The sequence below is a fragment of the Bacillus sp. GC_Bacil_1 genome (assembly GCF_026540675.1).
Taxonomy (GTDB): Bacteria; Bacillota; Bacilli; order Bacillales; family Bacillaceae_G; genus Bacillus_A; species Bacillus_A cereus.
Genome location: NZ_JALNUG010000015.1, coordinates 49478 through 58624, shown reverse-complemented (window position 1 = coordinate 58624; position 9147 = coordinate 49478). Strand labels below are relative to the sequence as shown.

The following is a 9147-nucleotide window of genomic DNA, read 5'->3' as shown; positions in this document are numbered from 1 at the left end:
TTTACACCCTCTTTTTTGTTAATTTAAGTAATACTTTGCTTAAGCTTTCTTCCGTAAGATCCTCTGCATCAGCAAAATCTGATACCGTAAAAGCAGACTCTGTTGTTGGTTTATTTATAAGTTGACGGAGATGCCTTAACATACCATCTGCTATCACTTGAATTTTTAATTTAGAAAACTGTTCCCTACTATACATCCAAATAAAATGTAACTTTTCATCTTTCACCATTCCGATAACATCAATTAGATGAGACGGTTTGGAATCTGGAGCATGATCTAAAAATGTAAATCCTGTCTCTTGCATAAACAAAGAGTCCCTTGAAAACACCTGATCAAATTGGCCCAAATAGTTAAAGCTTATTGAAGGCTTTTGCTGATAAAACGGAAGTAATCCTTTATTCAAGTAACGTAAAATACCATAGTCAACTCCGCGATTTGGAATTCGACGTAATTGTTCTTTGACAGCCTTTAACCCTTCAATAGGTGTCTGAGTTCCTTGAAAATTGAGATGAACGGGATAAATACTCGTGAACCAGCCCACTGTCCTTGATGAATCAATACCTTCAATCATCTCTTCTCTTCCGTGTCCTTCTAGATGAATAGAAACGGTTTGCTGATTTGTACAATCGACGATAGCTTGTCCTAATGCCGTTAATAGTACCTCATCAATCCTTGTCTTATGAGTGACTAGAACTTCGTGTAACAATGTTTGTGTTTCTTCTATTCCTAAAGTCCTCGTCACTTGATCAATCGATTCTTCTGTTGTTTCTTGTATTGGATAGTCCATTGGAATTTTCATCGTTTCTTTTTCTACTTGTTCATTCCAATAATTTTGTACTTCTTTTGAAATACCCGAATCACTGTATGTCTGGAGTCGTTCAGACCACTCTTTAAAAGATGTACTTTTCGCAGGTAAGCGAACTTCTTGACCTTGTTTCATCTGGTTATATACCACCTGTAAATCTTCCAATAGAATCCTCCATGACACTCCATCTACTACTAAATGATGAATCACCCAGAATATTCGATCATTTCTAGTCAAGTTATCTTCAAAGTACACTACTCTCATTAACGGACCATTAACTAAATTGAAACTAGCTTGATTAATGTTCATCTCTTCTTGTATTATTTTATTCCACTCTTTTTCATTAACTTGATTACGTTTTACAACATGGAGTACTGACAGCTCATCAGTCCCTTCATTTCTCTGCCTCCACGTTCCGTTTGGTAACTGTTCGTACCGGAAACGTAAAGCATCATGATGTTTCAGTAAATTTAATATCGCTCCCTCTAGTAATTTCACATTCAATCTTTCTTTTACTCTTAAAAGCATTGATTGATTCCAATGCTCTGTATGTGGATGTTCTTGCTCGAAGAACCAGCACTGAATTGGAGTAAGAGGCACATCACCTATCACAATTCCCTGCTCCGCTTGTACTCCCTGCGTTTCTATAGCCACTTGTGCCAGCTCAGCGATAGTTGGGCATTCAAACATTTGCTTTGGAGTAAGTTTTAACCCCACTTGACTTGCTTGAGATATGATTTGAATACTGAGAATCGAGTCGCCACCAATTTCAAAGAAATTATCATAGATTCCCACCTTTTTAACACCTAATACTCGCTTCCAAATGGTAGTCAGTATCTGTTCGTTACTATTCCGAGGGCCAACACATTCACTATTAATCTGCTTTTCCTCTGGCATAGGTAAGGCCTCACGATCAACTTTACCGTTAGCTGTAAGTGGAATAGCTTCCATCGCCACAAATCCCGAAGGAACCATATAACTTGGTAGTTTCGCTTTAAGATACTCTCTCCACGCATCTACATTTCCATCTCCTACAACATATGCTATTAATCTTTTATCGCCCGGCTGATCTTCTCTTACAATTACAACTGCCTCTTTTACATATGCATATGTATGTAAAGTAGACTCAATTTCCCCAATCTCAATTCGGAAACCACGTATTTTAACCTGATGATCAATTCTTCCACGATAATCTAGATTCCCATCTGGCAAATACCTCGCTAAGTCTCCTGTCCGGTATAATCTTGCTTTCAGATCACTACTAAATGGATGAGATATAAAACGCTCTGCTGTTAATTCAGGTCTATTTAAATACCCACGTGCAAGCCCTGCCCCGCCAATATAAAGTTCACCATCGACACCTATAGGAACAGGTTGTTGATAAGCGTCTAGTATATACACTTCTAAATCGGGAATCCGCTTTCCAATATTACTTCTTGAAGCATGCTGCACATCATCTAGAGTAATTGGATAATATGTAACATGAACTGTAGTTTCTGTAATTCCATACATATTAATTAACTGTGGGTTTTTCTCCCCATACCTTTGAAACCACGGTAACAAGCTAGTAGGTTCTAACGCTTCTCCGCCAAATATGACATAACGCAGCTGCAAATTTTTATTCTTATCTTCTTGTTCACACACTCGTATTAATTGTCGAAATGCGGAAGGTGTCTGATTTAGAACTGTGACTTCTTCCTCCACCAATAATTGATAAAAATCCTTAGGTGATCGACTAATCCAGTACGGAACAACAACTAATTTTCCACCATATAATAATGCTCCCCAAATTTCCCATACTGAGAAATCAAATGCATACGAATGAAAAAGCGTCCAAGTATCTTTTTCATTAAACTGATACCAACAATCCGTCGATTTAAATAACCGAATGACATTGTGATGCTCTATCATAACGCCCTTTGGATTTCCCGTTGATCCCGAAGTATAGATTACATATGCCAGATTTTGGGGACCGACACTAGAAACCGGCAAAGTCTTACTTTCTTTCCCAATCTCATCTTGATCACGATCCAGGCAAATCGACTCAACATTTTCTGGTAACCAGTTCAATTCTTTTAAACTTTCTTGCGTTACGAATAACTGAATGCTAGCATCTTCTAAAATATATTGAAGTCGTTGCTCTGGATATGTTGGATCAAGTGGGACATAAGCCCCACCAGCCTTCAAAATCCCTAAAATACCTACAATCATCTCGTGGGAACGTTCAACGCACAGTCCAACTAAAGTATCAGGTCCTACTCCTTTTTTCTGCAGATAATGAGCTAACTGGTTTGCACGTTCATTAAGCTCCTTATAAGTAATTTTTTCTTTTTCATACGTAACTGCAATAGCATTTGGATAAATCATCGCTTGCCGTTCGAACATTTCATGAATAGTTACTTGAGGCGGGACATCCAGTTTAGGATTGTTGAACTCAACTAAACTTTTTCTTTTATCTTCCTCAGAAATGATTTCTATTTCAGCCACCTTCTGCTTTGGGTTTTCAAAAGTGTTTTCCATTATCGCTAACATCACGTTAAAAAACTGTTTTATCTCTTCCTTAGAAAATAGCTCCTCACGATAATCAATATGTACATGTAAAGAGTCTATATCAATTAGATTTTCAATATGCACTGCAAAATCTTGTACTTCTTCACGGTTTGGAATCCATAGTGAGTCACCACTTTCATCACGATCCCTATAATCAATCGTAGTTCCGAAAAGTCTCACATTACTGTTATTCTCTTTATTAATCCGCTTTAATAACAAATCAAATGGATATTTCTGGTGTCTTAATGATTTACTTTGTTTTCTGGACACTCTACTAATAAATGAAAGTACTTCTTCTTCTGGATCAATATCCATTCTTAAAGGAACTGTACTCACCATCATTCCAATCAATTTTCGTTCCATTTTAGTCATACGGTTGCCGTAAGCCATTCCTAAACCAATATTAAGCGATGAGGTCCACCGATACATGGACAACGAGAAAGCAGCAACAAAAAGGGTGTATAAACTAAATTTGTAATCTTCAGAAAATTTTTCTATCTTTCTCTTCAAATGCTCCGTTAATATAAACGTCTCACGTGATGCTTTGGTACTAACTTGGTACGTATTATAAGGCTTCAATCCAGTCGCAGATGGCAGTGTTTTAAATTCCTCTAACCAGAATTTTTGATCTTTTTGAAAGCGACTACTATTCAAGTATGTTTGTTCATTGGTCAGAAATTGAACATATGAATTTTTAATTTCTCCTTCTTCATTCTCGTTATGCATGTCATAATAATATTTTGCAATCTGCTCAGTAAATATTTGAATTGATAAACCATCCATAATAATATGATGAACATTTCCAAAGACTGCACATTCATTATCGTTTAATTTTATTAAAGCGAAATAGTATAAATTCGAATTAAATAATGTAAACGTTTCTTTTGTTTTCTGCTCAATCCATTCCTCAAGTAAATTTGTATTCTCCACATTACTGAAATCAAAAAACTCAAATTCTTGTTCTTCATGTTTAATAAAATATTGTTTCGGTTCCTGATGCCCATTTTCTTTTAACCTAATGCACAGACCGTCATTTTCACTGATAACGCGATTCACAACTTGGTTTAATTTTGAATAATTCATTTTTCGATGAAGTTTAAATAAAAATCTTAAATTACATATTCCTTTATCAGAATGAATAACTTCTGTATACCATATTCTTCGCTGCGGATGGCTTAATGGATAACATTCCTCATTGGTCATAAAAATCTTCCCTTCAAAAATTATTTGCTCTTATAGGTTCGTGTTTATGTTTACCCCATAAATATTTCTGCATTGAAACTCCAATTACTCCAATAATAACAAGCCCAATCCCTCCATAAACATAGAGTTGAGTTACTCCAAACAAATGCACTAATGGGCCACTCATAGCAGGAGAAATAATTAAAACTGCGTTTGTTAAACTACTTTGAATACCAAATACTCTTCCTACTTGATCTTGATCGGATTCTATTTGTAATATGACTTGATTAGATACAAGCATCAGCCCACTTCCGATACCAGCGATAAAACTAATTAAATAGGCTAAAACGAAGACCGTACCGGGCGTTATCAAACCAATCCCCCCAAAACCAATTCCCATTAAAACCATACCTCCACATACTACCCAGCCATATTGAAATTGTTTTAATTTCTGAGTTAGTAATGCACCAAGTATCCCGCCAAGACCAATAATAGAAATGATATATCCCATTTTACTTTTATCATGTGGGAATAGGCTCTTAAATAAAGTTGGGAATTGTGAGTCTACTAATTGTAATACTGCCATGGCTATTGTAACGAAAATCATGGTTGATAATATTATCCGATTAGATAACACATAACCCCACCCTTGTACCCAAGCGGTCCAAGTACTTTGTTTTTGCTTTTCAACAAATTCTTTCGATATAGTTTCTTTAAATTTTATTGTGGGTATGAGAACTAAGGTAGCTAATAAACAACTTATAGCTCTTATAATGAGGCAGAACTCTGGTTGAAACCAGCTCAGCAACATACCCCCTATAAGTGGGCCTACTATTTTGGTACCCTGCTCTACTATTCCGTTGATACTTACTGCTTTAGTAAGCAAATCCGGGGATACAATCTGTCTTGTTAGTGTTTGCTGTGCAGGATAATAGAAAACAATAAAAATGGAACGAATCATTAATGCCACTAAGAGCCAGTGGATATCTTGTACAAATAAAAGAGCAATCGTTATTAGACCAACCATTAGATTACAGAACATCATAATTGGAATTTTTCTAAAACGATCTGCAATAACACCTGCCCATGAGCCAAAAATAATTCCTGGAAGTGCATATGCAACAGGAATCAATCCAATCATAGTAGGATCTACTTCCCATTCAAACCCAACTATAGTCATAATCGCTAACATATCAATAAAAACACCAAGCATAAGCAATGAATAGGCAGAGAAAACTTGTAAATATACCCTATTTCCTAATAGGCCTTTTGAATCGGTAGTTTTCATAAAAGCAAGCTCCTTAGGTTACTAATATAAACGCTTTTGCGTATAAGGTACCTCTTTATTAAACCAAATTAATCATTATTGACATCTCACCTAAAATTTAACTTCGTCAAAACTTAAACTATTTTTTATATCTTTAAAATAGTCAGATAAAATAAAGCGTACCCATTTCTTCATTTTTATATCAACTGTTACAAAATATATCTTTCCCTTACACTAATAACAGCTAAACGTTGCCTTAATATAACCCTTTACAGTCGTTTGCACATTCAATTCACATCCTTTTTAAAGTTGGCTTTTTTCTATCTCAAATACTATCACACAAATATTTCACCTACTATATTCATAAAGTTGAAATATTTGAATCAGAAAATTCGGATAAAAAACCAAATCCAAAAATCATACCAAACAATTATTTAGTTATATTGCCATTTTATAGATGGCTTTAGCCATAAGGATATCAAAAATTAAGTTTTTTAATTTTATTAACATAATAGTTTAAAGAGGCTATAAATCCTACTAAACAAAAAGATAAATATACAATAAAGTATATTTATCTTTTCTTATCCTACATATTTTCTATGCAAATTAATTCCAATAACTAAAATTGATAATAAAAATATAATACTACCAATTACTAATGTACTCATAACAGAATTGAATAATATAGTATTAATACTTCTGCACCTACTACCTATTTTATTTATTGGATATTTATACTTCAAAAAAATTACACATTATTCACAATTAGGATACATACCCAAAATATGATTTGAATATGTTATTATATTTTAAGATAATATAAAATTAGTTTTTCTATAAGAGAACTTAATTTTTATGTAGTACGAAATTGTTAGTAATACAGTATATATTTTAATTTAGTTATAAAAACGTTTAAAGATCACCTATTTCCATAAGTGATCTTTCTTTGTGATTCTACATTTATGCACTACTGTAGAAATATATCGTAGATACGCTTTGTTTGCTAAATGTTTAGTTCTTTCCATTTACTAAAAAACATAGCTTAATACAATTAATACCATATTCGTTACATTGCAAACTATTATTTTGTCTTCTGTACAGGCAAACTACTTAAAATTAATTCAGCAACTTTTACATATCCTTTTGAGTTTGGATGAATTAAATCCTTAGACCAAAGCGTATTGTCATTAACTAAATGATGATTCCAAAAATCAACATGATGAAGCTTATACTCTCTGCTCAATGAACGTATAACTTCATTTGCCTCTAATAATTGTTCTTTTATTACTTGTTTTTTTTCAAAAGCAAAAGGAAGCCTAACTGTAAAATCCGGAAGGTTTGCTATAATAATATCAGCCCCTGCTTTACTTAATGTATCTACCATAAATTCCATATCGTTCTTATATGCATCATGATTCCAACGTCCTTTTAAAACATCGTTTGCCCCTGCAATGAGACTAACCAAATCTGGATTAAAAGTTAGCGCCTTTTCCAATTGCTGCGAGCGAATTTCTTCAGTTACTAACCCACGCTTTGCAAAATTGGCATATTCTATATCGTTTTCACACAGTTGAACAAAATGATCTACCCAGCTTTTTAATGCAATTCCCTCAACTTCATCCCCTATCCCCTCTGTAAAACTATCGCCAATTGCTACAAATCGCTTCCACATATGTATTCCCCCTTTATTATTAACCATATCTATACTATACAATAGCTCACACCGTAATTGTTATTTCTAAGTGGTTTTCGATTTCAATTATATTCCACTTTACTATATTTACATTTAGAATCTAAAATTGACCGATTCCTAAGTATACTTAGGAATCGGTCATATTCATATATTTACTAAAGAAATACAATCTATCTAGGAATTATACTTTTTTCAAAAAATTTGTTGTTCTTTGTTTTGCCCAGTTGATACATTTCTTTTCGATTAAATGATATGAAACTATAGAAAAAAGTAGTGTCATTGCAATGCACAAAGTAAGAAGGAAAAAGATAGGTATCTTTGTATACAAAAGTTTAAATAGTACCATCATGATTGGAAAATGACATAAATAGATACTGTATGAAATTTCTCCTAAATATACAAATACACTCTTATTTAAAAATGCTTTTACTTTTAGGTTACTCATAGCCATTATAATAAATATACTAACCCCCATTACGACACCCCAATCTTTTATTAAGAAAGTTGTATCATTACGGGAAAAACCATAAATTAAAATGGAATATAAATATAGAATAACCCCTAATGTAATAAGAAATCCTTTTTTAATTTTTTTCATATTCCTATATGAGTAGATAAGTTTTTCCTGATACTTAAAAAGTAACATTCCAACCATAAACATAGATGTAAAATGCAGTGTATCAGCATAACCATTATAAAACCCTTCAGCTTTCCCAATATGCAACATATTAAGAACAACACTAATTAATGAAAAGCTCAAAGCAAATAGTATCGTTTTCTTCCAATTCAGTTTATAAAAAAGAAGGAATAACAAAGGAAACACAATAGATATACGCATTTCTTGAGCCAATGACCAAATAACTGGATTATAATTTTCCGTAAAAAAGTTATTAAGAAGCACAAAGTGGTTTAGAATATCTAATTTTGTTATAGACCCTTGCCACCTATCATAGAACCAATCCCGTAATCCTACCACTTCATACGACGAAAATAAAATAAATAAAACAAAGGTAACGATTATCCAAAAATAATAAGGAATATAGATTCTTACAAATCTCTTAATTAAATATCCCCAATAATTTGTTTTTGAATGATAAAGTGCCATAGATAACACAAAACCACTTAGTACATAAAAAACGATAACAGCTTCCCCACCCGCCCATAAAAACCTAAGCGGGGAAAATTTAATAGAATTAGGCAACGATGGTAGCATTAAACAAAAATGTCCAAATACCACAGTAAGTGCCGCTAACCCTCGTATGGAATCTAATTCTTTTATTCTGTTACTCATAAAATGTTCTCCTTGTAAATTGTAAATTTTGCTGTTCATAAAGGCCACTATAAGAATGTAGTGGGAGAATTGTACATATTGTTTCTTTAAATTCCTAATATAAGCAGTACAAAGTTAATTTGACCTCCATTTCTTTATATACATAATTTAAAACAAAATATTTAATACAAAGAAAAGATTTTATTAAATTTTTATAAAGTGAAACTTTAATCAGCCCTCGCCAATCGGACGTTTACGGGCAGCAGGGCCCCCACCTAACTTCCTTGCTTCCGCTGAATTTTGAGGTGGGGGTCTTACTGCCCGGCAAATAGCGGGATACAATCTAATTACAGAAATACGTACCGGATATTAATTTTTTA

At 33.4% G+C, this 9147-nt stretch carries 4 protein-coding genes; all 4 read right to left on the bottom strand.

Annotation, left to right across the window (positions count from 1 at the left end):
- Window position 1 precedes the first annotated feature (1 nt).
- Complete coding sequence (locus tag OXT04_RS21335) at window positions 2-4558, bottom strand: non-ribosomal peptide synthetase (protein ID WP_097924871.1); 4557 nt, start codon at window positions 4556-4558, stop codon at window positions 2-4.
- A gap of 13 nt (window positions 4559-4571) precedes the next feature.
- Entirely contained in the window at window positions 4572-5825 is a 1254-nt protein-coding gene (locus OXT04_RS21330; protein WP_000858616.1) for an MFS transporter, read from the bottom strand.
- 1060 nt (window positions 5826-6885) lie between these two features.
- Window positions 6886-7476 (bottom strand): SGNH/GDSL hydrolase family protein, encoded by a 591-nt coding sequence (locus OXT04_RS21325; RefSeq protein WP_141526215.1) that lies wholly within the window; start codon window positions 7474-7476, stop codon window positions 6886-6888.
- 202 nt (window positions 7477-7678) lie between these two features.
- A complete protein-coding gene (locus OXT04_RS21320) occupies window positions 7679-8827 on the bottom strand; it encodes an acyltransferase family protein (RefSeq protein ID WP_090976599.1) in 1149 nt (382 codons plus the stop codon).
- Window positions 8828-9147 lie beyond the last annotated feature (320 nt).